This window comes from Streptomyces sp. CB01881 (assembly GCF_002953255.1).
Taxonomy (GTDB): domain Bacteria; phylum Actinomycetota; class Actinomycetes; order Streptomycetales; family Streptomycetaceae; genus Kitasatospora.
Window position 1 is genome coordinate 9,083,263 of record NZ_CP026498.1, and the last position, 24,953, is coordinate 9,108,215.

A 24,953-nucleotide genomic window follows, 5' to 3' on the forward strand; every position below is an offset into this window, starting at 1 on the left:
CGGGGAGCGGCGGCGGGGCGGGGACTCAAGCGCAGGCTCGATGCCGCGACGCAGAGCCGGCAGGCGGGCCTCGACGCAGTCAGGGCCGCGCTCGGCAGGCAGGCTGCCTGACCCCGGCGGGCCGGCAGGCCCGGCCGCGGCGTCTACGAGACGCCTGTGCGGGCGGCGAGCTCCCGCACACCGGCCACCGTCACCGGTGCGTACAGCAGGTCCGCCGTCAGCGCCCGCAGCGCGGGCCGGCGCGCTTCCTCCGGCGCCACCTGCTCAGTGAACCGCAGGGCCTCGAACGTGCGGCGGTGGTCGCCGAGGTTGTGCCACATGCGGGCGCGCAGTCCGTACCGAACCGCGCCCGACGCTCCACGGTCGGCAGCAGCCCCGCCACGATCCGCGCCGCGTACGGCACACCCTCATCGGGAGTACCCAGCGCCGTATGCACACCGATCCAGTACAGATCCACCTGCGCACTGGTGGCATCGACGGTGAACAGCGGTGTGCGAGGCCTGATCCCGGCGCCGGCCAGGCGACTGACCGTGTCCTCGGCGCCCGTCATCAGGTCGAGGGCGTCACTTCGGCGCCGACCGCACGCGGCCGTGTAGGCGGCCGTCATCAGCAACGTCGCCGCCACCGCCCGCGACACGTCGTCCCGGTCCTGAGTGAGTGAGCCGGCAGTGCGGCGTAGGAGGCCGACCGCTGCGGCCGGACGTCCGGCACGCCGCATCGTGATCGCCAGGACCCGCGCCGCCTCCCCCTGGACCACCGGATCGCCGCCGGCCTGAGCCGCGGCCAAGGCCCGGTCCGCCGCCGGCCACGCCACGTCCGCGTGGGCCTTCAGCGCGAGTTCCGTCGCCAGCACCCAGGCGCGGGCCACGCACGCATGGGCCTCCTCCCGGGCGCGGCCGGACAGGGCATCGCGGGTCGCCTGGGCCGTGCCCAACAGGCCGGGCAGAGCCTCGCCGAGATCCTGGTAGCGGGCCGCCGTGAACTGCGCGCGCGCCGCCGTCAGCGCTTGTCCGAGCTGCCGCAGCGAGGTGGGCGTCTGATGGCCGTCCCAAGCTGACGCTGATGCACGGTGCTGCCTTTCGACTGCACGGGCTGGCCACGCTACTGACCGCAAGGCACGGCGGGGCAGGGCGTGCACGGGGTGTGCGGAGCACGCACACGGCGTGCGGGAGTCGCGCGGCCGCATCCGCACCAGGGGCGCCACCCGGTTCCCTGGTGATGCCCGGCCGGCGCACCTCTGCCACTCCGCACCGAGGAGAGACGCCATGAGCGCCATCCTGCTCGACAAGCCCAGCACCGAGGCCCAGTCCGTCACCGAGATCCAGCCCATCGCCACCCCGGCGCCCAGTACGCTGCCGGGGTGGCCCGGCCGGCCGCCCGCCCGCACCTGCCCGGTCTGCGGATCCGGCAGCACCTACCAGACGATGGACGGCCGATGGGGCTGCACCTCCTGCGGCTCCACCTGGGCCTGACACCCGGGGAGGACCCGATGGCGAAGTGCGCGCAGTGCCAGGCCACCGAAGCGGTGATCGAGGATCTCGACGTGCAGCCTCCTGCACCGTGGTGCCTCGGATGCGCTACCGCCCTCGTGCGCGCCGGTGACCCGGTGGTCAACTACCTGCCGCTCGACGGTCGGAACGAGTACGCGCGCGTTCTTGCCGGCGGCAGTACCGCGGTACTGCCCTTCCGCTGACGAAGCACGACGAACCGCCCCCGCCCGGCACGAGGCCGAGCGGGGGCGGGGTGGCTCGGCAGAATCGGTGCGGTGATTTCGTCGGCTCATTTGAGGTTCTGGCCCAAGTTGTGTGACTGGTGACGGTGAGTCAGCAAGTTAGATCTCGAATAGCGGGTCCTCGTGGAGCTTGGGCTGGGGGTCGAGGACTGCTCGAAGCCGGTCGACGCTCTGTCGCCATCGCGGGCCGTCGACGGTCTCGTCCCAGAGTTCGGCGAGCTCGGATTCCTCGGCGAGGACTCGGTCGAGGGCGTCGACTGCAAGTGCCCGGAGGTCAGCGGCGAAGGCCGGCAGAGTTTCGTCGGGACCGTAGCTTGTGCTGATCGGCTCGCCACCCGGGAACTGTGCTGCGATGAGGGCGGCGGCAGCGACGGCTTCCACCCCTTCTGAGCTGTCGAGGTAGTCCTGGGTGCGGACGGTGCGGGTAAGCGCGCTTCGGATGAGGTTTTCTCGCTCCTCCATGGCCGTCTCGTCCAGAGCGTCGGCGAAGTCCGCAGCTGTGTCGTTCTCGAAGGGGCCGATGTCCCAAGTGCCCATAGTGATCTCCTCACGTCGCTGTCCGGGGATCTTCGCACTGGCCGCCGACAGCGAGGTCATGACGCCAGCAGGACCCTTTTCCGCAGAAGGTCAAAGCCAGCGCGGCCGTACATCTGCCGCTTGAGCATCTTGATCCGGTTGACGGTGCCTTCGACCGGGCCGGAGTTCCAGTGGGTGGTCAGGCCGGCGTGGACGGCGTCGTAGTCGCTGTTCAGGCCGACGGCGAAGGTGCTGATCCCGGGCAGACTGGAGGTCATGGCGTCGGTGATCCACTCGGTGAGGCGTTCGCCTTCCAGGCGGGTGAGCATCTCGGCGAAGGAGGTCACCAAGCCGGCTGCGGTGTCCAGTTCGGGGCAGTGCGCGAGGATTGCCTTGCGCTGGACCTCCTCGTCGAGGGTGAGTCCGGCGGGGTGGCGGGTCAGCCAGCCGGTGACCTGCCGAACGGAGGGCGGTGGGGGTGGCGGCGGCACGCTGTCCGGGGCGGTGAGGGCCTGACGCTTCCACTGGGCGAGGAGCGTGAGGCCGCCCCGGTAGCCACGCGCGGTGATCTCCTCGAACAGCACGCGCCCGGTGATCTTCCCGCCCGTCTCCTCCCACCGCCGGGCCAGGAAAGGCTTGAACGGGTCGAGCTTGCTCGTCTGAGGGCGCCGGTCCTTCATCATGTCCTGCCAGCGCGCGGCGTGCGCGTACCGCCGGACGGTGTTGCGACTCCAGCCGAGGTGGCGGGCGACCTCGCGCATGCTCATCCCGTGCTCCAGCAACTCGTGCACCAGCGCATGGTGGGCACTTCGCCGATCCGCCATCCGCCCGGAGGGGGCCGGCTTCTCGTCTTCGTCGGCGCCACTGTCGGCGAGGACCGGGGTCTCCCACTGCGGCTCGGGCTCCGACTCGATCACGGGGAGGCTGTGCAGGCAGGAGCGGTGGTCGAGCACGGTGCGTTCGACGGCCTGGGTGAGGTTGCGCCACAGGTGGTAGCGATCGGCGACCTGCCAGGCCTGGGGTGCCGCCATGTCGGCGGCCTCCGCGTAGGCGCTGGCGCGGTCGCGGCAGATCACCTCGACCTGCGGCTGGTCGGCGAGCCACGGGCCGAGCGTGGCCGCGTCCCGCTCCGGGAGCAGGTCCAGGACCCGGTGGGTGATGGCGTCGATGATCACGGTGCCGTAGACGTGGCCTTTGCGTAGGGCGAAGTCGTCCACCCCGATCGCGGTCGGGGCGCCGACGGGCTGGTCCGGCAGCTCCATCACCCGCCGCAGCAGCGTGCTGCGGCTCCCGCGCAGACCCAGCAGCTGGACCATCCGTTCTCCGGCCCGGCCCGCGAGTGCCAGCCCCACCGCCGCGACCGACGATCGCAGCCGCTCGGTGCTCTGTCCGTGCCGGCGCGTCAGGCCTTCGATCTGCTCGACGAACGTCCGCCGTGGGCACGACCGATCCGGGCAGGCGAACCGACGCACCCGCAGCGCGAGCACGACCCGTCGTCCCGAACTCGGCAGATCGGCCGGGAATCGCAGGTAGGAGCCATGCACTCGACTCGACCAGGCGCCGCAGCCGGGGCACTCGGCGTCGTTGGCGGTCGACCGCGCCTCCACCCGCACCACGGAACCGGCCGGCTCCACCCGGACAACCGCCACCTCCGACACCGACGGGAACAGCAACTCCCTGAGCAGGGACCACGAGTGCGTCACGGCCGCTGACTGTCAGCCACACAGAGCCCGAGCCGACGACTTTCAGTCGATCTATGAACCCGGCGAGGACGCGTGATCTATTACGCACCGTCACCGGTCACACAACTTGAGCCAGAACCTCATTTGAGAGCCACGACTCCGCTGGCATCGAGAGCCAGCGTTGGGCCGTTCGTGGCGGGGATGTACTCGACAACAGTTGGTGATCTCCGCCGAGAACGGGAGCCACTGGGGAAGGCACGAGTCACTGGATCGGGTGAGGGCACAGGGGGCAGGGGGTCAGGGGTTGCGGCAGCGTCTCGATTCAGGCTCTGCGGGATGGGGGCGAGGCAGGTTGGAGCCGGGCGTCAGGAGGCGTGTGACGGTGTTTTGGCAGAGCGTTTGGCCAGCAGGGCCCCGAGCAGCATGACGAGCAGTCCGGCCGCGACACCGCACAAGGTCCACAGCACGCGGTAGCCCTCGGCCGCGTAGTTGGAGGGCTGGGGGAGGTCCATCAGGATGAGCGCGCCGGCGGCGATGGCGGCGCAGTACAGCGCGTAGTTGCAGAAGCGGATCGCTGCCCCGTGCATCAGTAGGACGAGTGCGACCACTTCGAGTCCGCGGGTGACCGCGAACAGCCTGAGGCCGTGGGTGCTGGTGGGGATCAGCAGCAGCAGGGCGGCCGCGACGGCGCCGATGAGCGCGCCGGAAAGTCGTTGCGCGCCCACCAGCGTGGTCTGCTCCAGGCTGGGCTTCATCGCGGCGATGGCGGCGATCGGCATCCAGTAGCCGTGCGGGAGGTTCAGGCCGAAGGCGAGCGCGACGGTGCCGGCCACGGTCAGGGCACGGATGAGCGCGAACATGATTAACGGTGGGGTCAGCTTCCGGTGTGCGGTGTCGCCGGGGAGTTCGGCGACCGGCTGGGGCCGGTCCGGGCGGCCGCGGATCAGCCAGGCGACGAACGTCACCGCGATCCACAGTGCCGCGCCCGCGGCCCAGGCGAGGACCTGGGCCCAGGTGTAGCTGGTGATCCGGGCGGCGTGGTGGAGGCTGAACGCGAGCCCGAGCGCGATGATGAACCAGAGGTTGAGCAGGAGGGCGGTGACGAACCTGCGCACCCCGAACGCGGCCGCCAGTCCGGCTCCGAGCGTGACGGCGAACGCGGCGAGCACGAGCCAGCCCCAGGCGTCCCCGCCGATGCCGAACCCCAGGGCGGTGACCCCTGCGCCGGTCAGCGCGAAGAGGGCGATGTGCGACGCTCGGTGCCGGTAGCTGCCTCCCGGATCGGCCAGCCCCGCGAACAGCAGGCCGAACACGGCGCTGAGCAGGTACTGCTCATGGCCGATCGCCCAGAAGACCATCAGCGGAACCAGGGCGACGTCAAGGAACATCACCCCTCGCGGCCAGTTGGCCCCCGCGGGATCCAGGTGGAAGATCCTCGACAGCCAGTTCGTGGAGGTGTCCTGGTGCACGCGCTCTTCTCCTCGTCCGCTCTTACTGGCTATGGATGCCCCGCCCTCGTCCGCCTGGGAATGCCGCGCTGGGTGAGAGGCGGGAAGCAGAAAGAACGGCACGCTGGTGGCCAGGGCCTCGACTGCTGCCGTCCATGACGTCCGTCTCAGTTAGCTCCACACTGGTGGCCACCGGTCTCCTTAACCTGGACCGTGTTCAACAGGCACAGCGTGACGGCCAAACGGCCCATGACCCCTGATTACGCCGAACGCGGCATGCCGCACACCGCGGCGCCGGGTGGCTCCCAATTTCGCCGGAATCCGACCGGCTCCCGATCACGCCGGAGAAGTGGCTCCCATCAGCCCCGGAGAAATCAGGTGCGGCGCTAGAGCCTCCTCGATCCGGTTCACAGCATCCCGCAGTGACAGTCGACTGTCCGGATGCGGCGCGTGCTCGATCCGGCCCAAGCGCTCCAGCACACCCGGCCGACCCGGGACCCCCGGCCGCGCCTCCCTACCGATCCGGTCCTCAGTGAACGTCTCCATGGCCCGGGTGCGCCGGGCCCGCGCATTTCCGGCCGCCGGGTGGGGAGGATGGGGCGCATGAGTATCGATCACGCCTTCGCGCAGCGTTTCGCCGAGGAGTGGGTCGCGGTCTGGAACGCCCGCGACCTGGAGGCCGTCCTCGCCCACTACACCGACGACGTCGTCTTCGCCTCGCCCAGGATCGTCACGTTCATCGGCGAGCCCTCGGGGGAGGTGCGCGGCAAGGAGGCCCTGCGCGCCTACTGGGCCAAGGCGTTGGCGCAGCTGCCGGACCTGCACTTCACGTTGGAGGACGTCCGGGTGTCGGTGGACACGGTCGTCATCAACTACCGCAACGAGCGTGGGACCGCCGTCTCGGAGGCGCTGACCTTCCGGGACGGCCTGGTCTGCCGGGGCTTCGGGGCGTACACCGCCTGACGCCGCGCCTCACCTGCCGCTGTCGCCTACTGTGCGATCCGGGCGGCCAGGCCGAGTGCCCCCGCCCGGATCCGCTCTTCCCCCAACTCCGGTAGCAGTGCGGCCACATGCTCGGCCGCCAGGGCCGCGAGCAGGGCGTGTGCGTCGTGCTCCGGGTCCGCGGCGCCGGCCCGGGTGAGCAGGATCGCCGCGTGCCGGTGCCAGAACCGGTACGCCCCGATGCGGTAGCGGGCCCCGCGTGAGGCCGTCTCGGACATCCGCACCAGGTCGAGGTGTTCCAGCAGGTAGTCCAGGTACGCGTCCACGAACGCCGCCAGCCGCTCGCCGGGTGCCGCGCCGGGCGCCGTGCCCGGCCCGCCTGCTTCGCCCGGTTCGCCGCCAGCTTCGCCCGGCCCCAGCGGTGCGGGCCCGCGCAGGACCGCCTCCTGGAGTGCCCGTTCGCGCGCGTCCAGTAGGGCCACCCCGAGCCCGGCCTTGTCGCCGAAGCGCCGGAACAGCGTGCCCTTGCCGACCCCGGCCGCCGCCGCCACCTGGTCCATCGAGACCGCCTCGACCCCGTGTTCCGCGAACAGCCGGGCGGCGGCCTCCAGGACGGCGGCCCGGTTCCGGGCGGCGTCGGCCCGTTCGGCGGGCGGCGGGGTGCGCAGCAGCTCCAGTGGTACGGGCTCCCCGCCGGTCCCGGGGATTGCAGAAGCGGACTGCGGTCCGTTATTGTCGTGAGCCATAACCGGACTATAGTCCGAATCTCTAGGAGGTAGCGGCAATGACTGCTCTCATCACCCGGGGCGAACTGGCCACGGCGATCGAGGCGGGCTCCGTGACCGTGGTCGACGCCCTCGGCGGCGAGTACTACGCCAAGCAGCACCTACCCGGCGCCGTCGCGCTCGTCCGGGCCGACGTGGACGAACTGGCGCCCATCCTGCTCCCCGACCGCGACGCCGCGATCGTCACCTACTGCTCCAATCCGGCCTGCCCCAACAGCGGCCAGGTCGCCGACCGCCTCACCGCCCTCGGCTACACCGATGTCCGCAAGTACCGCGAGGGCATCGAGGGCTGGACCGGGGCGGGCCTTCCCACCGAGTCCGTCTGAATCAGGGCCGGCTCCCGGTATCCGGGGGCTTTCGAGGGCCCGCCTTGCTCGACCCCATGCGCAACTCTCTGGTTGCGCATGGGGATTCGGATGTGCAACCGTTGGGTGGCACATTTGGACGAGATGAGGTCTCAATGATCCCCGACACGATCGAACGCACCGTCGTCATCGATGCCACCCCGGAACGGGTCTGGGCGGTGCTGACCGAACCCGCCTTCCTGGGAGGCTGGTTCGGCAACGGAGATCCCGTCAAGGTCGAGCTGCGCCCCGGTGGCGTCCTGATCTTCGACCACGGTGTTCACGGCACGATCCCGGCCCGCGTCGAGACGGTCGAGCCGCCGAACGTCTTCTCCTGGCGCTGGTCCCAGGGCGCCGCCGGTGAGGAGCCGACCCCCTCCAACGCCACGCTCGTCGAGTTCACGCTGACCGTGGACCGGGCCACGGGAGGCACCCGGCTCACGATGGTCGAGAGCGGCTTCGCCCGACTCGGCCTTTCGGACGACGAGGTGGCGGACCGTCACCGTGCCAACGGCCGGAACTGGCCGGGCAAGCTCGACCAGTTGCGTGAGAGGTTCGAACGCGCGCAAGCATGACCGGCACGAACGACGGTGAACGGGCCCCCGGGAGGCGGGTGGCCGAAGCGGTGGAGGTGGAGGTCGCCGCCGTCGGGCAGGACCGGAGCCCTCGAACCCTGCCGGCGTCCCGGAAGCCCGGCGCGGGAGGGGATGCTCGCCTGCACGGCGGCGCGCGGCCGAGTTCAGGGAGCGCGTCCTGGACGTCGTCACGGATGCGGCCGGGCGGTGTGGCGGGCCTTCGGGCTTGCCGGCCGCCCGGCGTGGGCCGCACCGGAGTTCGCGCTCCGGACCGGTGGCCGGGGTGGGAGGAGCCGGGTCGCCCCCTTTCTTCGGGCGCGATCCGCTCATGGCCGTCACGCCAAACCCGACTGATGCTCAGTCAGTGCTCTTCGGGGCGGAATGATCACCCGCTGTGGCGATGAGTTGCGCTCTTGAGCGGGCCTGTCTCCGGCGGTACCGGACGGGCCTTGGCCCGCTTCACCGACACCCCGCGCGCGAGGTCGAACTCCGCCGCCGGATCTTCGGCCGCGGTCCACGGGGCGGCGCCGCACCAGGGTCCGAGCAGACGGAACTGTTCCAGTGCGGGCGCGTACAGGCCCGAGGTGTAGAAGAAGGAGGCGAGCAGGTGCCGAAGTGCGGGCAGGTGCGGATCCTCCGGCGGCACGGTCGCCAGAGCCGCCGCGACCGCCCTCAGCCGGCGCTTCGCATGCGCTGAGGCCAGCAGCTTCCCGGCCGCGTCGCGCTTCGCCAGCTCGTGGACCGCGTGCAGGTAGATCCCGGGCAGCGGGCTGCCCGCCGGCGCGGCGTCCATGGCCCGCTCGGCGAACGCCAGCATCTGCCGGTCCGAGCCGTACCACTTGGCGCACCAGTACTGCATGCCCTGCCAGTGCCCCTCGTAGTGGTGCGGCGCCCGCTCGGCCAACCCGGCCCAGAGTGGCGCGAACTGCTCGGGCGTGTACTGCGCCCCGCGTGCCGCCGTCACCATGACCACCCACGGCCCCGGGTCCTCCGAGGAGAGCAGCGCGGCCCGCCGTGCGGCCTCGATCGCGGCCGGCAGCAGCTCCCGGAACCTCGCCATGTTCTCGGGCGGCACCTCGTGGGCGAACCCGGAACCGCGGATCGCCCACGCGCGGCGCACCAGCAGCTTGGCCTCCAGGGTGGCCGCGTCGCAGCAGTTCGGATCGGCGATCCGCCAGGCCGTCAGCCAGGCGTCGCCCGAGTCCGCGATCTCCGCCAGCAGTTCGAGCCGCGACCAGCGCTCGTCCCAGGACCGCCCGGCCCCGGCCACGTACGCGGCGGCGGGCCGCCAGTCCCCGTCCCAGGCGGCGTCGGCGATCGCCTGGGCCTCCCTGCGCAGCTCGGCGGACATCGGAGGGCCGGCTCGCTCCGGGTCCAGCTGCGCGCGCGGAGCCAGGCCGTACGCCGTGGGGTCGAACCTGGTCCGCGCCCACCTCTGGGCGAGCCGGCGGAAGGGCTGGTCGTGCAGCACGACGCAGGTGAGGGCGATCAAGACCAGGCCGAAAATAAGATCCACAGCGGCGAATCCTCCCTGCGGAGAGGCCGCGCGCGCAACGCGGAAATAGGCTCGCCGAACACCCTTTTCCGTGGAAACATGCCCCATATGGGGACGATTCTGCACGGCGCCCACGTCACGCTTCGCCCGGCCACCGACGACGACATCCCGGCCCTCGTGGCCATTCGTTCCACGCCCGAGGTGTACGCCCGCTGGCGGGGTGGCGACGACCTCGCCGACGCCGTTGCCACCGACCTCAAGGAGCCGGACACCGAGACCCTGGTGGTCGTGGTGGCGGGGCAGGTGGCCGGCGCGATCCAGTGGTACGCCGAGAACGACGACGAGTACCGGCACGCCGGCATCGACATCTACCTCGACCCGGCCCACCACGGCCACGGCCTCGGCACGGACGCCGTCCGCACCCTCGCCCGCCACCTCGTCGCCGACCACCACTACCACCGCCTGATCATCGACCCGGCGGCCGACAACACGGCGGCGATCCGCTGCTACGAGAAGGTCGGATTCCGCCCGGTCGGGACGATGCGCCAGTACGAACGCGGACCGGACGGCAGCTGGCACGACAATCTGCTGATGGACCTGCTCGCCGACGAACTCGTCTAGCGGAAACGCCTTTGCCGCGCCGAAAAACCCTTCGCACCTGCTCGCCCCGCCCGGTACGGTCTCGACCGCGTTCCCATTGCGGGGAGCCCACGGGCTCCGCGTCCGGCCGCCCCGGAAGTTCCCACGCCGAGAGAAGGTTTCGTCCATGGCATGTCGTATCGGTGAGCTCGTGCTCGGTTGCCGCGACCCCGAACTGTTGGCGCAGTTCTGGTGCGAGGTCCTGGGCTACGTCGTGGTCGGCCGCGAGGAGGGCTGCGTGGAGATCGGGACGCCGGAAGGGTTCGGCGGTCCGCAGCCCACGATCTTCTTCAGCCGCAGGGACGAGCCGGAGCAGGGGAAGTCCCGGCTGCACATCGACGTCAACCCCACCGACCGCGATCAGGATGCCGAGCTCGAACGCCTCCTGAAGCTCGGGGCGCGACGGGCCGACATCGGCCAGACCGGCAACGAGCATTGGCACGTACTCGCCGACCCCGAGGGCAATGAGTTCTGCCTGCTCAGGGCCCGCCTCAACCCGATCTGACGGCGCCGCTTCCGGGGCGGACCACGCCGCGCAGGCGTCGTCCGCATCGTTTCTACGGTCGCTTCCCCCAGTTGTGGACGGTCAGTTCCGGCCGGTGGCGGAGCATGGCGTCGGCGACCGCGTCGTGGCCGACCGGAAGGGTGCTGGTCGAGAACGACGGGCTGTAGCCCATGCGAGCGTTCGCCCGGGCGATCCGCGGCGCGCGGGCCAGGTACCCGGCGGGGTCGTGCAGGACCAGCTCGACCACGTGCGGGGTGAGGGCGGATCCGGTGTTGACCGCCCGGATCCGGACCTCGGCGATCTCGCTCCAGGAGATCCGCCCCAACTGGACGTGGTCCAGCCCGGCCGTGTCCAGTACGAGCTCGGGCCGGCGCCGGACGAGACGGCCCGTCAGCCCCACCGCGCAGGCGCCGAAGAACGCCACGCTGAGTGCGCCGACGAGCACCAGCACGACCGAGGGGGACGCCATCATGGCCGCGCCCACCGCCACGAACGCCACCGCGCCGGCCAGGTGCAGGGCCGCCCGTGGCCGGGAGGACGCGTACACGGTGGGTGGGAGGGCCGCCGTCTCGTCGATCACGCGGCACAAGGTACCCGCTGCCCGGCCCCGGACACCACGGCGGTGCTGCGACGGCCGGTGTACGGCGCAGGCGTGGCGGCGACGTGACGCCGGGGCCTGTCCCGTCGATGCCGGTCCGCGGCCCCGTGGGCGTCATCCTGCGGACTTACACCCGTGGGCGAGGAGTGTGGCGGTTGGTCGGCCCGTGGTCGGATGTGCCGTGGCGTTTCGCGTGACAGTGTTCCTGCCATGTGCACGAACGAAAGCCGATGGACAGTCAGTCCGAGTTCTCCGTTCGGCAGATGACAGGCACGCCGAGTGCGCAGACGCAGGCCGAGCGCCTCGGCCCCGTTCCGGCCGCGAACCCCACGGAGGGCCCGTGACAACCACGCCGTTCACAAGCCGCAGCACCATGACGCGCCGTCGCATGCTGGGCGCCGCACTCGCCGTCGGGGCCGCGGTGCCGTTCGGTGTGACGCGCCCGGCGTGGGCGGCTCCGGCCGCCGACGGCCCGCCGCGGCTCACCCTGCCCGCTCCCACCGGGCCGTACCCGGTGGGAACGGTGTCGTTGCACCTCGTCGACGCCTCACGCCCGGACCCGGTGGCCGGCGACGGGCACCACCGCGAGTTGATGGCCGACGTCTGGTACCCCGCGCGGGACGTCGGGCGGTACTCGCCGGCGCCGTGGATGCCGGCCGGCTTGCTGCGGACCTTCCTCGCGTCCGCGGGGTTCGGCGCCGACGCCGTCCTGACACCGTTCACGGCCGGCCACGAGGGCGCCCCGGTGCTGCGGACGGGCGGACGCCTGCCCGTCGTCGTGTACTCGCACGGCGCGCACAGCCACCGCGCCGACCACACCGTCATGGTCCAGGAGCTCGCCAGCCACGGCTACGTGGTGGTCACGGTGGGCCACACCTATGACACGTTCGGCGAGTTCCCCGACGGCCGGGTCGTCGTTCCGCTCAGGGACCCGAAGCACGCCCTGGGGCCGGCGGACTTCGCCGCGGACGTCCGCTTCGTCCTCGACCGCATCGAGGACCTGCACGCCGGGCGCAATCCCGACGCCGGACGCCGGCCCCTTCCGGCGGGCCTGTGCGGTTCCCTGGACCTGGACCGCATCGGCGTGTTCGGCTGGTCGAAGGGCGGGACGGCGGCCGCCCGCGTCATGATCGAGGACCGGCGCGTCCGGGCCGGGTTGAGTCTGGACGGCCCGATGCTGCCGACGATCACCGCGGACCTGGACCGGCCGTTCATGATGATGACCGCCGAGTTCACCCGGGCGCAGGAGCCGGCCGTCGCCGGGTTCTGGTCGCACCTGCGGGGGTGGCGGCTCGACGTCCGGGCCGATGGCGCGCTGCACGGCTCGTACGGTGACAACCAGGCCCTGATCCCGCAGTTGGCGAAGGTGATCGGGATGAGCGACGAGCAGCTCCGGGGCTGGATCGGAACCCTCGACCCGGCCCGGGCGGTGCGGATCCAGCAGGCGTACCCGCTCGCGTTCTTCGACCTGCATCTGCGGCACCGCGGGGGGCGGTTGCTCGACGGTCCGTCCCGGGCGTTCCCGGAGGTGAGGTTCCTCCCGTGACCCGGCGGGCCGCGGCGCCCGCCCAGCGCGCCGCGGTCCGCCGGTCGGCCGGCACGCGGGCGCCGTGGAGGCAGGTCTACCTCTGACGTCCGCTCACGAAGATCCACTCACGGGCAGCCTGGCCACGTGCCCGCCCTCGCCCCGCGCCGGGCCCCAGGGGTGTCGCACTGTCCTGACGCGGGCACGGGCCCGGCTCCTGGGGAGGAACCGGGCCCGTGCGCCGGGGCTGTCAGGTCGGGTCGGGTCGAGCCGGATCAGCTCAAGCCGGATCGGGTCGAGCCGGATCAGCTCGGGTCGAGGCGGGTCGGGTCAGGAGACGAGCTTGACGACCGCGTCGGCCGCGGCCTTGCCCGCCGCGGCCAGGACCGCCTTCACGAGGTCGCCGAGGGCTCCCGTGATGCCGGCCGCGAGGGTGTCGGTCGCCTGCATGTCGGCCCTGAAGGTGCCGTTGAGGATGCCGTCCCACTTCGCGGTGATCTGCGGGTTGTTGCCGGTGAACGTGAAGTCGTCGTTCCGGTCGGGGGTGCCGAAGGGCAGGCCGGCCACGGTTCCTTCGGTGTGACCGGAGTGCTGGAAGGTGAAGACGGTTCCGTCCGGCGTCAGCACGGCGGCGGAGATCGTGTAGTCGATGTTGTCGAAGCCGCTGTCGTGGGCGTGCGTGTTGAACGAGAAGAAGCCGTCCTGCCTCATCACGACGTGCGCCGAGCCCCCGATGGCGATGTCGGTCGTGAGGTCCTGGTCGAAGTTCTTGCTCGACGTGTCGTACCAGTAGTGGTCCTGGACGGAGGCGTCGCCGCCGACGAACCAGAGCTCCATGCTGCCGGGGATGCGGGAGACGGCGGCGATTCCGCTGGTGATGGAGGCGCTGCCGGGGGGTGCGAGTTCGAAGGCCTGCCAGGGGCTGCCCTCGTACCAGTAGCGGTCCTGGACAGAGCCGTTGGGCCCGACGAACCACACCTCCATGCTGCCCGGGATGCGCGAGACCGCCGCGACGCCGGTGTGGGTGGAGGCGCTGCCGGGGGGTGCGAGTTCGAAGGCCTGCCAGGGGCTGCCCTCGTACCAGTAGCGGTCCTGCACCGAGCCGTTGGGTCCGACGAACCACACCTCCATGCTGCCCGGGATGCGCGAGACCGCCGCGACGCCGCTGGTGCTGGACGCACTGTTGGGCGGCGAGAGCTCGAAGGCCTGCCAGTTGGAGCCCTCGTACCAGTAGCGGTCCTGCACCGAGCCGTTCCCGCCGACGAAGAAGACCTCCATGCTGCCCGGGATGCGCGAGACCGCGGCGATGCCGCCGATGGTCGACGCGGTGCCGGCGGAGGAGAGTTCGAAGGCCTGCCAGTTGGAGCCCTCGTACCAGTAGTGGTCCTGCACCGAGCCGTTCCCGCCGATGAAGAAGACCTCCATGCTGCCGGGGATGCGGGAGACGGCGGCGATGCCGCCGGTGGTGGCGGCGCTGCCGGGGGGTGCGAGTTCGAAGGCCTGCCAGGGGCTGCCCTCGTACCAGTAGCGGTCCTGGACAGAGCCGTTGGCCCCGATGAACCAGACCTCCATGCTGCCGGGGATGCGCGAGACGGCGGCGATTCCGCCGTTGACGGAGGCGCTGCCGGCGGGCGCCAGCTCGTAGCGCTTCCACGGCGACCCGTCGTACCAGTACGCCCCCTGGACCGACCCGTTCGGGGCGACCCACCAGACCTCCATGCTGCCGTCGATCCGGGAGACCGCCGCCACCCGGCTCGACAGGTCCGAGCTGCCGGCCGACGAGAGCGTGAATTGGTTCCAACTCATCTGGGATCCTCCAGTGCTTCGCTGTCGGAACACCCGGGCCGGAAGATCCGGCCCGGTCCGCGTGAGGCGCCGTCCGGTTACCCGGGGTGACCGCCCAACGCGTGCTCTCACGTTAGGAATTCGCCATGACGGGGGGCATGAGGCCGTGGTCCCGAGTGCGTCCCGGGACCAGTGCACCAGCCGGACGCGCCCCGGCGTGGGACAAGCGGCGCCGGCCGCTCACCGAGCCCCCCGCGCCCGGTGAACGGCCGGCGTGTCCGTGAGGCGACCGGCCGGGCCGGTCCGTCGTACCGCCGTCGTGACGGCCTGTCGTGCCGCCGCCCTCGCTCTGCCGCCCTCGCCCTGCCGCCGGGTCAGCGGTAGTACCCCTCCACCACCGCCCGCACCTCGTCGTGCAGTGCCGGGCCGTCCTGCGGGACGGGCAGGCGACCGCTGCCCGGACGGATGGCCAGGAGTTGTTCGCCGGAGAGCGCGAACACCACCCGCCGCAGGCCCGCCTGCTGGATGACGGCCTCGCACATCCCGCACGGCTGGCAGCTGGTGTACATCGTGGTCCGCGCCGCCGTGACGGCGTCCAGCTCCCGTGCGGCCCAGCGCGCCAGCTTCAGCTCCGGGTGCGCGGTGATGTCCCGGTCGGTCAGGGTCGTGTTGCGCTCCTCGGCCAGCACCGTGCCGTCCGGCCCGGCCAGCAGCGATCCGAACGGCGGGTTGCCGCTCGTGCGTGCCTCGGCCGCGAGCACGATGGCCTGCCGGAGGAGGGTGTGGTCGTCGGGGGTGGTCATGAGTGCTCCGTACGGGTGCGGGGTGGGTGGAACTGCGCGGCCACTGTGGCGAGTGACCGCCAGGCCGTCTCGGGGTGGAGGGTTTCGCGGGGGTCGCCGCCGTAGGGGTCGAGGACGACGGTGTCGGCGCCCAGCAGCCGCAGTTGGTCGAGGTCGGCCATGATCTGGTCGATCGTGCCCTCCCCGGCGAGCCGCTGCGGCCCGCCGACGGTCGTCGCGGTGGGCTTGAGCGCGATCCGGGGCGCGAAAGCGGGTACGGGGAGCTGCTGTTCGTCCGCGAGCTCCTTCAGCCTGGCCACGGACTCGCGCAGCACCGGCATGGTGCAGCGCAGCGGGTGCCAGGCGTCCCCGGAGCGCACGGCCCGGCGCAGCCCCGCCTCGCTGTTGCCGCCGACCCAGACGGGAATCCGACGGCTTCCGTAGGCCGCGGTGTCCGCCCAGGCGGCCCGGACGGCCCGGAGGTGGTCGTCGGTCAGCCGTCCGCGGCGCTCGAAGGGGATGCCGAGGGCGGCGAACTCCTGCCGGGCCCAGCCCACCCCCACACCGAGGACCAGCCGGCCGTCGCTCAGCTCGTTCAGGTTGGCGGCCATCCGGGCGGTGAGCAGCGGGTGCCGGTAGGGGGCGATGAGGACGGTCGTGCCGAGACGGACCCGGGTGGTGATGCCGGCCAGCCAGGAGAGGGTGGTGAACGGTTCGTAGAAGGGGGCCGGGTAGCGCTCGGCGACGTCGGACGTGATGGCGACATGGTCCGAGACCATCAGCAGGTCGAAGCCCAGGCCTTCCACGGTGAGGGCCCAACTGCGCAGGACTCCCGGGTCCGCGCCGGGGCCGAAGTTGAGGACGTTGACTCCGATCTTCACGACGCCAAGGCTAGTCAGGTGGTACGGGCCTCCAGAAGGGATTCCGGCCTGTTCGAACGCGGTTCGGCCGTGGATTCACCGGTAATCTGGGCGGATGACCGAGAGTCTTGACGAGACGGACTGGGCGATCCTCGCCCAGCTCCAGCAGGACGGCCGGCTCCCGTTCACGGAGCTGGCGCGGCGGGTGAACCTGAGCGCGTCGGCGACGACGGAGCGGGTGCGGCGGCTGGAGGCGGCCGGGGTGATCACCGGGTACCGCGCGGAGGTGGACCTGGAACGGACCGGGCACGCGGTGCTGGCGGTGGTCCGGCTGAAGTACCCGGGGCCGGGGACGCGGCACGAGCCGCTGCGCCGGCTGGTGGATGAACGCCCGGAGATTCTGGAGTGCCTGCGGACCACGGGCGACGACTGTTACGTCCTGAAGGTGGCGACCACGTCGATGGGCCACCTGGAGGAGGTCGTCGACGCGCTGGCCCAGTTCGGGAGCACGACCACCAATCTCGTGCTCAGCCGGACACTGCCGTTCCGCGGCCCGCGGGAGGACGCCCGGCCGCTCTGAGCCCGGCCGCTCCGAGCCCGGCCGCTCCGAGCCCGAGGTCACGGGACCGGTGCCGCGGGACCGGCCGCGCGGCCCGCGTCCCGCCGCTTTTCCCGGGCGGCTCCCAGGTTGCTCCCAGGAACAGGCAACCGGACGGCCGTTCCTCGCTGTCTCTGCTGTCACCGGGCACACGGGCCCGGGCGGCACAGGAACTGGGCACCGGAACACGATGAACCTGACAGGCACTCCCTTCTTCCTCCTCACGATCGTGCTGTTCGTGGGTTCCCTCGCGCTGGCCATGGCGCAGTGGCGGGGCAGAGGGATCTTCGGGCGGATGCCGGGCACTCAGCACCCGGCGCCCGCCGCCGAATCGGGTGCGCCGGCCACGGAGCAGGGCGCGTCGGCCACGCAGCAGGGCGCGTCGGGTGCGGGCCGGCCGATACCGGCCGCCGCCAAGCCGTGGCGCGGCCCGGTGCGGGCGCTCTCCTACTTCGGGACCATCCTGCTCTGTCAGTTCACCGCCGTGACGCTGGTGTTCGTGGTGGTCAACAACGAGAACCAGCTCTACGGCAACTGGGGCGACCTGCTGGGCACCTCGAACCACGTCCGCGCCGTCCCCGTGCCCCCGAAGGACGAGGGCCTTGCCGGGGACCAGGCCGCCGCGGCCGCCGCGGCCTCCGCGGGGGCCTCCGCCGGCTCCTCCGCCACGTCCGCGCCCAAGGTCCCGCAGGCCTTCCACGCGCCCGATTCCGACGCCGTGCCCAGGAGCGTGAAGCAGGCCGACCTCAAGGGCAGGCTCTCCGGAGTCGACGGCGAGGTCCTGGTCTGGACGCCCCCGCAGTACGACGACCCCGCGTACAAGGGCAAGACCTTCCCCGTGGTCGAGCTGCTCGTCGGCTACCCGGGCGCGTCCAGCGCCTGGTTCGGCGACACCATGGACGCGACCAAGCAGCTCGAACCGCTGATGAAGTCCGGTCAGGTGACGCCCTTCATCCTGGTCTCACCGCGCGTCACCCTGCTGGGCAAGACCGACACGGGCTGCGCCGACGTCCCGGGCAAGGTCAACGCGGAAACCTGGCTCTCGCGTGACGTGCCGCAGATGGTCATGGACAACTTCCGGGCCGACACCACCGCTGACCGCTGGGCCCTGTCCGGCTACTCGGCCGGCGCCCACTGCGCCGCCCGCCTCGCCCTCGCCCACCCCAACCGCTACCGTGCGGCGGTCAGCATGTCGGGCTACAACGACCCGGCCGGCGAGCCCGTCTCGCTGACCGCCAAGGACCCGAAGCTGCGCGAGACCTCCAACCCGCTCTACATCCTCACCCACGCCCCCACCCCGCCGAACGTCGCGCTCTACGTGACGGGCAAGCGCGGCGACGGCCTGGAGGACGCGACCGCCCTCCAGCAGGCCGCCAAGAGCCCCACCAGCATCACCCCCGTCGAGACCACCGGCCCCCACCTCACGTCGACCTGGAAGCCGCTGGTCGTCCCGACCTTCAAGTGGCTGACCGGGATCATCCCGGCCCGGTAGGCAGGGGGGACCGCCCTGGGCGGCCGCCCGTGCCCCCGTACCCCGAGCACGGGGGGACGGGGGCACGCCCGGTAGACGGCCCGGAGGTTCACGCCTCCGGGCCGTCGGCGCGTCCTCACGGTGTCGTGACCGTCCGCCGCTGCCGGCGTTCGCCGCGGACGCCGACCGTCAGGGCCAGCGCGGTCGCCGCCGCCAGGACTCCCCAGACCGGTGCGAAGCCGTCGGCGGAGTCCTTGAGCAGGCCGATGGCGGGCGGTGCGAGGATGACGGCGAGCTGGGTGACCGCCATGACCAGGCCGAGCGCGGAGCCCGTTCTGCCCGGTGGGGCCGACTCGGCCACGTGGGCGACCCACGGGCCGTACCAGCCGATGCCGAAGAACCCCAGCCAGGTGAACAACACGCAGGCCGCGAGCGGCGACCGGCCGAGGGGCGTCAGCAGTGCCGCGAGCCCCACGACCACCGCGGCCATGCACGCCAGTACGGGGGTGTAGCGCCCGGAGCGACTGCGGTCGCTCCAGGCGGCCAGGCAGATGCGCCCGGCCACCCCCGCGCCCTGCACCGCGACGAGGACGACGGCCGTCGGTCCGGGTCCGAGCGACGTCGTGTCGTGGAGGTACAGCGCCGTCAGGACGCCGATCCCGCACTGGACCGAGATCAGGCTCATGCCGGAGAGCACGACAGTCACCATGGCCGGTTCCCGCAGCATCCGCACCCGGTCGCCGAGTTGCTCCGCGAGCGGGACGTCCGGCCCCTTCCCGGCCGGAGTACCCGGGATGCCCGGAGTGCCCCGAGTACCCGGGGTGCCCCGACCGTCCCGACCGTCCGGACCGCCCAGGGCGTCCACGGCGGGCGGTGGCCGGTAGCAGCCCATGAAGACCCCGGCCCCCAGCAGCGCTACGAGCCCACCTGCCGCGAACGCCGCCCACAGGCCGTACGTGTCGGCGAGGCGGGGCAGGACGGCGGCGGCGAGCGCCCCGCCCAGCGGCAGGCCCGCCTGGCGGACGCCCATCGCGAAGCCCCGCCGGGACGGGGCGAACCAGGACGCCACCGACTTGCTCCCGCCGGGCTGCGCGGTGCTGTAGCCCGCGCCGACGACCAGCAGGACGAGGAGCAGCGAGCCGAAGCCCTGCGCCAGGCTGCCCGCGGCGAGGGCGGCGGCGACCACGCAGGCGCCGATCCCGACGACCCAGCGCTCGTTGTAGCGGTCCAGCAGCTCCCCGGCCACCAGAAGGCCGGCCAACGGGACGAACTGGGCCGCCGAGAGCAGGAGTCCGAGCTGGGCGGTGCTCAGGTCCAGGTCACGCTGGAGCGGGACGCCCATGGCTCCGATGCCCTGGACGAAGAAGCAGGACGCGGCCTGGGTGAAGGTGGCGATGCCGAGGACGGCCCACCGGTACCGGCCCGCAGGCGGCGAGGCATCGGCGGGGGCCGGTGCCGGTGCCGGTGCCGGGGCGTGAGCGGTGGGAGCGGTGGGAGCGGTGGCGGGGGTGCCGGCCGCCGGCAGGTTGTGGCCGGTCACGGGCGCCAGTACAGGGCCGGATCGGGATGGTCCGTGAAGCCGAGCGCGCGGTAGAGCGGTTCGCCCTCGTGGGAGGCGTACAGGTCGACGCGGGCGACGTCGCGCTCGCGGAACCAGTCGAGCAGGCAGTGCATGATCGCGCGGCTGTGGCCGCGTCGCCGGTACGCGGGGGCGGTGACGACGCCGATCACCAGTCCGACCCGGCCGTTGCGCAGGTGCGGACCGGGCAGCCGCTGTTCGACCGAGCCGATGCCGCAGGCGGCGAGGCCGTCACCGTCCTCGCCGTCCACGACGAGGATCCGCATGGCGCCTGCTGTGAGCTGCCGCTTCAGGACGTCGGCCAGTGCCGACCGCCAACTGTCGTCCGCCGAAGCGGGGTTGAAGTAATCGCCGCCGAGGTGTTCGAACAACAACGCCCGCAGGCGTACGAGTTCGGCGACATCGCTCTCGATGGCCGGCCTTACAGAGGTTCGGTGTGCGGTGGGGTGACTCATGCCCACCAGCGTGCTGTCATGGTCTTGTGCACCTCAACCCTTACGGCGAGGACGCCGTGAAGCTGGCCGCCGACCTCGCCAACCGGCGCCCCACCACCGCCGAGGAGCTCGCCGACCGCTGCCGCGCGGCCGGGCTCGTGGTGGACGGCCCGGCCACGCCGCAGGACCTGGAGCGCGCGGCGGCCGTGCTGGACGCCTGGGAGAAGGTGGTCGACGCCGCCGACGAGCGCGAGCGAGCCGAGCTGCTCAACCGGATGCTGGCCGCAGCCGCGGACCATCCGCGGCTGACCGACCACTCCGGCGACGGCTGGCACCTGCACTACCGGGACGACCGGCAGCCGCCCGGCCGGCTGCTCTGCTCGCTGATCGCCGTCGGCACCGCACTGCACCTGGTCGGGCGGGGCATGCACCGCCTCGGCCGGTGCGCGGTCGCCGAGTGCACCACGATCTTCGCCGACGCCACGCGCACCGGGCGGCAGCGCTACTGCTCCCAGCGGTGTGCCAACCGTGACGCGGTCCGCCGCCACCGCGCGAGGCGCGTGCGCTGACGGCGGACCCTGCTCAGGTGCCGGTGTCCCCCTCCCGGTTCGGCTCCCCGGCCGCCCGGTTCGGTTCCCCGGCCTCCCGCACCTCCCGTGTCCCGTGCTCCGCCGCTTCCGCGAGGCGCTTGACGGCGGCCAGTCGGCGGTCCCAGTCGGTGGCCAGTGCCGTCATCCAGCGTGCCGTCGCGTCAAGGGCGGCCGGCCGTACCGCGTACCGGACCTCCCGGCCGACCCGGCCGCCGGTGACCAGGCCGGCCGCGTCCAGGACGGCGAGGTGCTTGACCACGGCCTGCCGCGAGACGGGGAGTTGCCCGGCGAGGGTGGTCGCACTGGCCTCGCCGTGGGCGGCGAGCAGGTCGAGCAGCAGGCGCCGGGTCGGGTCGGCCAGCGCGGCGAGCACGCTGTCGACCGGCTCTACCGGTGCACCCGGCTCGACCGGCACGCCCGGCTGCCGCTGTTCTGGACTCTCCGGGTGCGCGCCGGTCACACCGACGACTGTTCGACGCGCTTCTTGAAGGCGTCCAGCACCTGCGGCCAGCCGCCGGTGTTGTCCTTCAGGGCCTTGCTGCGCAGCTCCTCGGAGCCGGCCAGTGCCGCGAACCCGCTCTCCACGACGCGCAGGCGCGTGTTGTCGCCCTCCTGGGAGAGCGTGAACTCGACGAGGGTGCTGTTGTCCGCGCGCAGCTCCTCGCCGGGGAAGGCGCTGGCCCAGCGGTACGCCAGGTAGGTCGGCGGTTCGACCCTCTCCACCCGCACGGGGAACTCGCCGTACTCGGGGTTGTTCACGACGGTCGACTCACCCTCCTTGGCTGCGGTGCCGGCCAGGCTCGCCTCCTCGGCGACCCAGAATCCGGGCTGGGCCACCAGCGGCCACACCCGCTCCACGGGTGCCTCGATCAGGATCTCGCGCTCGATCCGGTCCTCGCTCATGACGTGCTCCTTGGTTGCTGCCAATGAGTGCAACTCCAGAGTTGCACGTTGGGCAGGGCGGTGCAACCGAAGAGTTGCACTCCGATCGGGGGATCGTGATGTGCGGGCCCTGGCCCCCCGCTCCGTAAAGGACTGGGGGCGGCGGCGGTCGCCGTGCTTACATGAGCCGCATGGTGTCGACCGACCGACTTCTGGCATTCGCGGCCATGTCCTTCCTGCTGATCGTGATCCCCGGTCCCAGTGTGCTGTTCGTGATCGGGCGGGCCCTCGCGCAGGGGCGCCGGGCTGCGCTGACCACCGTGGTGGGGAACACGCTCGGGGCGTACGCACTCGTCGTGGCCGTGGCCTTCGGGGTCGGGGCGGTCGTGGAGCGCTCGGTGCTCGTCTACACGGGGCTGAAGCTCGCCGGCGCCGCGTACCTGGTGTACCTCGGCGTCAAGGCGGTGCGGCAACGCGGTTCATTCCAGGCCGTGTTCGCCGGTGAGGGCTCCGCGCACGGAAGCCTGCGCACGCTGTGGGAGGGGTTCGCGGTCGGCGTGGCCAACCCCAAGACCATGATCTTCTTCGCTGCCGTCCTACCGCAGTTCGTGGACCGCGACCGGGGACACGTCGCAGTCCAGATGCTGCTGCTCGGCCTGATCTTCAACGCGATCGCGGTCGTCTCCGACAGCGTGTGGGGCCTGGTCGCGAGCACCACGCGCGACTGGTTCGCCCGTTCACCACAGCGGCTGGCCCTGGTCGGCGGGGCCGGCGGGCTCACCATGATCGGCCTCGGTGTCACCGTCGCCGTGACGGGCCGGAAGGACTGATCGGGTCGGAAGGACCGGCCCGGCCGGCCCGGGCTCGATACGCGCGGCCGGGGCCGTCGCGCCGACGCGACCCGCCTGCGCGAACGCGCGCCAGGCGACCGCACACACCACCGCCGACGCCATCAGTGCCCACCCCGTGTCCACGGCCACGGCGGCGCCCATCACCACCACCCCCAGCGTCGCGCCGACCTGCCGGACGGCGTTCAGCAGCCCGCCCACCGCGCCGGCCGTGCCCTCCGGGGCGACACCGATGACGGCCGCGACCAGGGCCGGCAGCACGTACGAGACCCCGAAGCCGGTCATCAACAGGCCCACCGCCAGCCAGACGTAGCCACCCCCGGCGAAGACCGTCCCGGCGAGCACCGCGGCGCCGCCGGTCAGCAGGGCCAGACCCGCCAGGATCGGCGCCCGGGTGCCGACCCGTGCCACGATCCGGCCCGTGAACGGCGGGTTGACGGCGAACGGGACGGTCAGCGGCAGGAAGGCGAGGCCGGTCTGCAACGGGCCGAGGTGCCACCTCTCCTGGAGCAGCAGTGGCAGCACGAACAGGCCGCCGGTCAGTGCGAAGTTCACCGCCGCGCCGGCCAGCAGCCCGGCCCGTACCCGGGCGGAACGGAGCAGGGCCCGGTTCAGCACCGGTGCCTGACTGCGCCGTTCCAGCCGTCCGAGCGCCACCGCCGATGCCCCGAAGCCGGCCGGCGACCACGCCGCGTGGGCCCACGCCTGCGCGCCGGCGGCGATCAGCGCGTCCGTGAGCAGGGCCAGCGCCGCGGCGGCGGCCAGTTGGGCGGGCCAGTCGATCCGGCGCCGGCCGCGCGGGCAGGCCACCGCGCGGCCGGCGGTCAGCGCCAGAACGGCCGTGCCGATGGGCACGTTGACCAGGAAGACCGCCCGCCAGCCGGCCCACTCGACCAGCGCGCCGCCCGCGAGCGGGCCGGTTGCCACGGCTGCGCCGCTGGTCGCCGCCCAGGCCGAGACCGCGCCCGCGCCGATGCCGACCGTGCGGCCGACCCCGGTCACCAGCGCCACCGGGCGCGCGGGGTCAGCGGGGCAGGGGAAAGGCTCCGGTCTGCGGCGCAGGGGTGGTCGGCGGCGTGGGGTTGGTCGGCAGCGGTCATGGATGGGATCGTCGGGGGACGTTGCCCATCGGTGCAACCGTATTCGTGGCAACTGGCATGGTGGCAACTGACTTTGCGGCAAGCGCCGTTGCGGGAAGCGTCTTTGGGTGGGCCCCGCCCCTCGGACCACCGGCCCCGGGAGGTTGCCCCGGGTCAGTCGCCCTCCGGCCGGCAGCCGCAGGAGCGGCGGACCACCAGGCGTGCGGGGAACGTGCGCGCACCCGCCGGGGTGGGCTGGTCGTCCGCCTGGGCCTTCAGGACCAGGTCGACGGCGGCGCGCGCCATCTCGTCCTGTGCGGCGGCCACGGTGGTGAGCGGTGGTCCGGCGATGACGGCCTCGGCGATGTCGTCGAACGCGGCGACCGCGAGGTCCTCCGGGACCCGGATGCCCAGGTCGTCGGCGGCCCTGAGCAGGCCGATCGCCTGGTCGTCCGTCGCGCAGAAGACGGCGGACGGGCGGTCGGGGCGGCTCAGCAGTGCGCGGGCTTCGGCGTGCGCCCGGACCCGGTCGAACGGTGCGGTGGTGAGGCGCCCCTCGGCCGTCAGGCCGGCCTCGGCGAGGGCGGCGGCCCACCCGGCGGTCCGGGCGGTCACCGGGTCGTTCGGGCTGAGCGCGAACGTGCCGCCGAAGCAGTGCACCTCGGCGTGGCCGTGCGCCAGCAGGTGCCGCACCGCCTCCTGCGCCCCGCCCTCGTCGTCCGCGACGACGGCGACCCCGTTCGCGGTCTCCGCCCGGTGGTGCAGCAGCACGACGGGCGTGCCGTCGCCGGCCTCGATCCCGGCGGCCCCGGGGAGGGACGGGTCCTGTGTCACCAGGATCAGGCCGTCCACCTGCATCCCGAGGAACGCCCGGATGTAGTGGGCCTCGCGCTCGTCCGCGTAGTCCGAGTTCCCGATGAGCAGCAGCCGGCCGCGCTCCGCCGCCGCCTGCTCCACCATGTGCGCGAGCCCCGCGAAGAAGGGCTGCCGGGCGTCCGGGACGACCATGCCGATCAGGTCGGTCCGCCGACGGGCCATCGCCTGCGCGACCCGGTTCGGCCGGTACCCGAGCTCCTCGACCGCCGCCAGGACGCGCGCCCGGGTCGCCGCGGCCACCGGCCGCGGGCCGTCGTTGATCACATAACTGACAACCGCGGTAGACGTGCCCGCCGCCCTCGCCACATCGTCCCGCGTCACCCTCGCCATGCCCGCGAGCCTACACACCACCGGTGACAGGTCCGGCCGGAGATCCGGGACAC

At 72.5% G+C, this 24,953-nt stretch carries 28 protein-coding genes; 12 read left to right on the top strand and 16 right to left on the bottom strand.

Translation table 11 applies throughout. From position 1 onward, the window contains the following. Nucleotides 1-217: 217 nt before the first annotated feature. The gene (locus C2142_RS29825; RefSeq protein ID WP_148645803.1) at nucleotides 218-1,138 is read right to left on the bottom strand and encodes a hypothetical protein; all 921 of its coding nucleotides are present in this window, start codon (nucleotides 1,136-1,138) and stop codon (nucleotides 218-220) included. Nucleotides 1,139-1,265: 127 nt separating this feature from the next. Between C2142_RS29825 and C2142_RS29830 the strand changes: the two genes are divergently transcribed. Together C2142_RS29830 and C2142_RS29835 are read left to right on the top strand one after the other, a co-directional pair. After that, nucleotides 1,266-1,472 carry a hypothetical protein gene (locus tag C2142_RS29830; protein ID WP_148645804.1) on the top strand — a complete coding sequence of 69 codons (207 nt, stop codon included), beginning with the start codon at nucleotides 1,266-1,268 and terminating at the stop codon, nucleotides 1,470-1,472. Then, entirely contained in the window at nucleotides 1,436-1,693 is a 258-nt protein-coding gene (locus tag C2142_RS29835) for a hypothetical protein (RefSeq protein WP_148645805.1), read from the top strand. Before C2142_RS29830 ends, C2142_RS29835 begins: the two co-directional genes overlap by 37 nt. Nucleotides 1,694-1,831: 138 nt before the next feature. On the opposite strand, the gene C2142_RS29840 is transcribed toward C2142_RS29835, so the two are convergent. The 3 genes from C2142_RS29840 to C2142_RS29850 all read right to left on the bottom strand — a co-directional run bounded on the left by C2142_RS29840 (nucleotide 1,832) and on the right by C2142_RS29850 (nucleotide 5,399). Beyond that, complete coding sequence (locus C2142_RS29840) at nucleotides 1,832-2,269, bottom strand: DUF4259 domain-containing protein (RefSeq protein WP_148646013.1); 438 nt, start codon at nucleotides 2,267-2,269, stop codon at nucleotides 1,832-1,834. A gap of 56 nt (nucleotides 2,270-2,325) precedes the next feature. Then, entirely contained in the window at nucleotides 2,326-3,951 is a 1,626-nt protein-coding gene (locus tag C2142_RS29845) for an ISL3 family transposase (RefSeq protein WP_148645806.1), read from the bottom strand. Between the two features lie 344 nt (nucleotides 3,952-4,295). Continuing rightward, entirely contained in the window at nucleotides 4,296-5,399 is a 1,104-nt protein-coding gene (locus C2142_RS29850) for an FUSC family protein (RefSeq protein WP_241002857.1), read from the bottom strand. Between the two features lie 582 nt (nucleotides 5,400-5,981). Here C2142_RS29850 and C2142_RS29855 point away from each other — a divergent pair. Beyond that, nucleotides 5,982-6,341, top strand: coding sequence for a nuclear transport factor 2 family protein (locus C2142_RS29855; protein ID WP_162002574.1), 360 nt, complete (start codon nucleotides 5,982-5,984; stop codon nucleotides 6,339-6,341). A gap of 26 nt (nucleotides 6,342-6,367) precedes the next feature. Here the strand turns inward: C2142_RS29855 and C2142_RS29860 are convergent, their stop codons facing one another. Beyond that, entirely contained in the window at nucleotides 6,368-7,066 is a 699-nt protein-coding gene (locus C2142_RS29860; protein WP_174315769.1) for a TetR/AcrR family transcriptional regulator, read from the bottom strand. 38 nt (nucleotides 7,067-7,104) lie between these two features. Here C2142_RS29860 and C2142_RS29865 point away from each other — a divergent pair, with 38 nt between their 5' ends. Both C2142_RS29865 and C2142_RS29870 read left to right on the top strand, forming a co-directional pair. Next, the gene (locus C2142_RS29865) at nucleotides 7,105-7,431 is read left to right on the top strand and encodes a rhodanese-like domain-containing protein (protein WP_148645807.1); all 327 of its coding nucleotides are present in this window, start codon (nucleotides 7,105-7,107) and stop codon (nucleotides 7,429-7,431) included. Between the two features lie 134 nt (nucleotides 7,432-7,565). Continuing rightward, entirely contained in the window at nucleotides 7,566-8,024 is a 459-nt protein-coding gene (locus C2142_RS29870) for an SRPBCC domain-containing protein (RefSeq protein ID WP_162002575.1), read from the top strand. Between the two features lie 385 nt (nucleotides 8,025-8,409). Here C2142_RS29870 and C2142_RS29875 read toward each other — a convergent pair whose 3' ends face one another. Continuing rightward, entirely contained in the window at nucleotides 8,410-9,540 is a 1,131-nt protein-coding gene (locus tag C2142_RS29875) for a hypothetical protein (RefSeq protein ID WP_148645809.1), read from the bottom strand. An 87-nt stretch (nucleotides 9,541-9,627) separates the two neighbouring features. On the opposite strand from C2142_RS29875, the gene C2142_RS29880 reads away from it, so the two are divergent. Both C2142_RS29880 and C2142_RS29885 read left to right on the top strand, forming a co-directional pair. After that, nucleotides 9,628-10,140, top strand: a complete 513-nt coding sequence (locus C2142_RS29880; protein ID WP_148645810.1) for a GNAT family protein — start codon at nucleotides 9,628-9,630, stop codon at nucleotides 10,138-10,140. A 145-nt stretch (nucleotides 10,141-10,285) separates the two neighbouring features. Next, on the top strand, nucleotides 10,286-10,663 hold the full coding sequence (locus C2142_RS29885; RefSeq protein WP_148645811.1) for a VOC family protein: 378 nt from the start codon (nucleotides 10,286-10,288) through the stop codon (nucleotides 10,661-10,663). A 52-nt stretch (nucleotides 10,664-10,715) separates the two neighbouring features. On the opposite strand, the gene C2142_RS29890 is transcribed toward C2142_RS29885, so the two are convergent. Then, a complete protein-coding gene (locus C2142_RS29890) occupies nucleotides 10,716-11,243 on the bottom strand; it encodes an STM3941 family protein (RefSeq protein ID WP_241002858.1) in 528 nt (175 codons plus the stop codon). 358 nt (nucleotides 11,244-11,601) lie between these two features. Here C2142_RS29890 and C2142_RS29895 point away from each other — a divergent pair, with 358 nt between their 5' ends. Continuing rightward, nucleotides 11,602-12,807: an acetylhydrolase gene (locus C2142_RS29895; RefSeq protein ID WP_148645812.1), complete on the top strand. Its 1,206-nt coding sequence runs from the start codon at nucleotides 11,602-11,604 to the stop codon at nucleotides 12,805-12,807. A gap of 309 nt (nucleotides 12,808-13,116) precedes the next feature. On the opposite strand, the gene C2142_RS29900 is transcribed toward C2142_RS29895, so the two are convergent. From C2142_RS29900 to C2142_RS29910, 3 genes are all read right to left on the bottom strand, one after another. After that, nucleotides 13,117-14,592 carry a hypothetical protein gene (locus C2142_RS29900; protein WP_162600489.1) on the bottom strand — a complete coding sequence of 492 codons (1,476 nt, stop codon included), beginning with the start codon at nucleotides 14,590-14,592 and terminating at the stop codon, nucleotides 13,117-13,119. Between the two features lie 353 nt (nucleotides 14,593-14,945). Beyond that, entirely contained in the window at nucleotides 14,946-15,374 is a 429-nt protein-coding gene (locus C2142_RS29905; protein ID WP_148645813.1) for a nucleoside deaminase, read from the bottom strand. Beyond that, a complete protein-coding gene (locus C2142_RS29910) occupies nucleotides 15,371-16,234 on the bottom strand; it encodes a TIGR03619 family F420-dependent LLM class oxidoreductase (RefSeq protein WP_148645814.1) in 864 nt (287 codons plus the stop codon). Before C2142_RS29910 ends, C2142_RS29905 begins: the two co-directional genes overlap by 4 nt. A 94-nt stretch (nucleotides 16,235-16,328) precedes the next feature. Between C2142_RS29910 and C2142_RS29915 the strand changes: the two genes are divergently transcribed. Next, complete coding sequence (locus C2142_RS29915) at nucleotides 16,329-16,793, top strand: Lrp/AsnC family transcriptional regulator (RefSeq protein WP_148645815.1); 465 nt, start codon at nucleotides 16,329-16,331, stop codon at nucleotides 16,791-16,793. Between the two features lie 208 nt (nucleotides 16,794-17,001). Beyond that, entirely contained in the window at nucleotides 17,002-18,303 is a 1,302-nt protein-coding gene (locus C2142_RS29920) for an alpha/beta hydrolase-fold protein (protein WP_241002859.1), read from the top strand. Nucleotides 18,304-18,418: 115 nt separating this feature from the next. On the opposite strand, the gene C2142_RS29925 is transcribed toward C2142_RS29920, so the two are convergent. Together C2142_RS29925 and C2142_RS29930 are read right to left on the bottom strand one after the other, a co-directional pair. Continuing rightward, nucleotides 18,419-19,822, bottom strand: coding sequence for an MFS transporter (locus tag C2142_RS29925; RefSeq protein WP_241002860.1), 1,404 nt, complete (start codon nucleotides 19,820-19,822; stop codon nucleotides 18,419-18,421). Next, nucleotides 19,819-20,316: a GNAT family N-acetyltransferase gene (locus C2142_RS29930; RefSeq protein ID WP_148645816.1), complete on the bottom strand. Its 498-nt coding sequence runs from the start codon at nucleotides 20,314-20,316 to the stop codon at nucleotides 19,819-19,821. Before C2142_RS29930 ends, C2142_RS29925 begins: the two co-directional genes overlap by 4 nt. Before the next feature lie 26 nt (nucleotides 20,317-20,342). Between C2142_RS29930 and C2142_RS29935 the strand changes: the two genes are divergently transcribed. After that, entirely contained in the window at nucleotides 20,343-20,864 is a 522-nt protein-coding gene (locus tag C2142_RS29935) for a CGNR zinc finger domain-containing protein (RefSeq protein WP_148645817.1), read from the top strand. A 13-nt stretch (nucleotides 20,865-20,877) separates the two neighbouring features. Here the strand turns inward: C2142_RS29935 and C2142_RS29940 are convergent, their stop codons facing one another. Further along, nucleotides 20,878-21,300 carry a metalloregulator ArsR/SmtB family transcription factor gene (locus C2142_RS29940; RefSeq protein ID WP_148646020.1) on the bottom strand — a complete coding sequence of 141 codons (423 nt, stop codon included), beginning with the start codon at nucleotides 21,298-21,300 and terminating at the stop codon, nucleotides 20,878-20,880. A 41-nt stretch (nucleotides 21,301-21,341) separates the two neighbouring features. Then, nucleotides 21,342-21,788 carry an SRPBCC domain-containing protein gene (locus C2142_RS29945; protein ID WP_148645818.1) on the bottom strand — a complete coding sequence of 149 codons (447 nt, stop codon included), beginning with the start codon at nucleotides 21,786-21,788 and terminating at the stop codon, nucleotides 21,342-21,344. A gap of 170 nt (nucleotides 21,789-21,958) precedes the next feature. On the opposite strand from C2142_RS29945, the gene C2142_RS29950 reads away from it, so the two are divergent. Then, the gene (locus C2142_RS29950) at nucleotides 21,959-22,597 is read left to right on the top strand and encodes a LysE family translocator (RefSeq protein WP_148645819.1); all 639 of its coding nucleotides are present in this window, start codon (nucleotides 21,959-21,961) and stop codon (nucleotides 22,595-22,597) included. Here C2142_RS29950 and C2142_RS29955 read toward each other — a convergent pair. Both C2142_RS29955 and C2142_RS29960 read right to left on the bottom strand, forming a co-directional pair. After that, nucleotides 22,505-23,617 carry an MFS transporter gene (locus C2142_RS29955; RefSeq protein ID WP_241002861.1) on the bottom strand — a complete coding sequence of 371 codons (1,113 nt, stop codon included), beginning with the start codon at nucleotides 23,615-23,617 and terminating at the stop codon, nucleotides 22,505-22,507. The genes C2142_RS29950 and C2142_RS29955 overlap by 93 nt on opposite strands. A gap of 251 nt (nucleotides 23,618-23,868) precedes the next feature. Then, the gene (locus tag C2142_RS29960; protein WP_148645820.1) at nucleotides 23,869-24,900 is read right to left on the bottom strand and encodes a LacI family DNA-binding transcriptional regulator; all 1,032 of its coding nucleotides are present in this window, start codon (nucleotides 24,898-24,900) and stop codon (nucleotides 23,869-23,871) included. Between the last annotated feature and the right edge of the window lie 53 nt (nucleotides 24,901-24,953).

Bases quoted from the DNA above. Each gene is read 5' to 3' on its own strand.
- C2142_RS29830 (WP_148645804.1), top strand. From the start codon at position 1,266: ATGAGCGCCATCCTGCTCGACAAGCCCAGCACCGAGGCCCAGTCCGTC.
- C2142_RS29835 (WP_148645805.1), top strand. From the start codon at position 1,436: ATGGGGCTGCACCTCCTGCGGCTCCACCTGGGCCTGACACCCGGGGAG.
- C2142_RS29840 (WP_148646013.1), bottom strand. From the start codon at position 2,269: ATGGGCACTTGGGACATCGGCCCCTTCGAGAACGACACAGCTGCGGAC.
- C2142_RS29855 (WP_162002574.1), top strand. From the start codon at position 5,982: ATGAGTATCGATCACGCCTTCGCGCAGCGTTTCGCCGAGGAGTGGGTC.
- C2142_RS29860 (WP_174315769.1), bottom strand. From the start codon at position 7,066: ATGGCTCACGACAATAACGGACCGCAGTCCGCTTCTGCAATCCCCGGG.
- C2142_RS29865 (WP_148645807.1), top strand. From the start codon at position 7,105: ATGACTGCTCTCATCACCCGGGGCGAACTGGCCACGGCGATCGAGGCG.
- C2142_RS29870 (WP_162002575.1), top strand. From the start codon at position 7,566: ATGATCCCCGACACGATCGAACGCACCGTCGTCATCGATGCCACCCCG.
- C2142_RS29880 (WP_148645810.1), top strand. From the start codon at position 9,628: ATGGGGACGATTCTGCACGGCGCCCACGTCACGCTTCGCCCGGCCACC.
- C2142_RS29885 (WP_148645811.1), top strand. From the start codon at position 10,286: ATGGCATGTCGTATCGGTGAGCTCGTGCTCGGTTGCCGCGACCCCGAA.
- C2142_RS29900 (WP_162600489.1), bottom strand. From the start codon at position 14,592: ATGAGTTGGAACCAATTCACGCTCTCGTCGGCCGGCAGCTCGGACCTG.
- C2142_RS29905 (WP_148645813.1), bottom strand. From the start codon at position 15,374: ATGACCACCCCCGACGACCACACCCTCCTCCGGCAGGCCATCGTGCTC.
- C2142_RS29915 (WP_148645815.1), top strand. From the start codon at position 16,329: ATGACCGAGAGTCTTGACGAGACGGACTGGGCGATCCTCGCCCAGCTC.
- C2142_RS29920 (WP_241002859.1), top strand. From the start codon at position 17,002: ATGAACCTGACAGGCACTCCCTTCTTCCTCCTCACGATCGTGCTGTTC.
- C2142_RS29930 (WP_148645816.1), bottom strand. From the start codon at position 20,316: ATGAGTCACCCCACCGCACACCGAACCTCTGTAAGGCCGGCCATCGAG.
- C2142_RS29945 (WP_148645818.1), bottom strand. From the start codon at position 21,788: ATGAGCGAGGACCGGATCGAGCGCGAGATCCTGATCGAGGCACCCGTG.
- C2142_RS29950 (WP_148645819.1), top strand. From the start codon at position 21,959: ATGGTGTCGACCGACCGACTTCTGGCATTCGCGGCCATGTCCTTCCTG.
- C2142_RS29960 (WP_148645820.1), bottom strand. From the start codon at position 24,900: ATGGCGAGGGTGACGCGGGACGATGTGGCGAGGGCGGCGGGCACGTCT.